Genomic DNA, 516 nt, shown 5'->3' on the forward strand with positions numbered 1-516 from the left:
GAGGATCCGCGCCAGACGCTGGCCTATGCCGCCGCCCTGTGGTTCGGCGGCCAGCCGCAGACCGTGGTTGCCGTCACAGGCACCAATGGCAAGACCTCCGTTGCGACCTTTGTGCGCCAGATCTGGAGCGAGCTGGGCTATGAGGCCGTCAACATGGGTACCACCGGCATCGAAGGCGCCTGGAGCTATCCGCTGGCCCATACCACGCCGGAACCCATCACCCTGCACCGCGCGCTGGCCGCCGCGGCAGAGGCAGGCGTGACCCATGCGGCGATGGAGGCGTCCTCGCACGGGCTCGACCAGCGGCGTCTGGACGGGGTGCAGCTGGCGGCTGCCGGCTTCACCAATTTCACCCAGGACCATCTGGACTATCACGAGACATTCGATGCCTATTTCGCCGCCAAGGCGGGCCTGTTCCGCCGGGTGCTGCCGGATGAGGGCGTGGCGGTCATCAACATGAACGATCCCCGCGGCGCTGAAATGCGCGCCGTCGCCGCTGCCCGCGGGCAGGAGGTG

General features: G+C 68.2%; 1 protein-coding gene. It reads left to right on the forward strand.

All coding sequences use genetic code 11. From position 1 onward, the window contains the following. The coding region (locus RA21_RS21780; RefSeq protein WP_039152706.1) for a Mur ligase family protein at nucleotides 1-516 on the forward strand (516 nt) is incomplete at both ends.

This window comes from Leisingera sp. ANG-DT, assembly GCF_000813785.1.
GTDB lineage: Bacteria > Pseudomonadota > Alphaproteobacteria > Rhodobacterales > Rhodobacteraceae > Leisingera.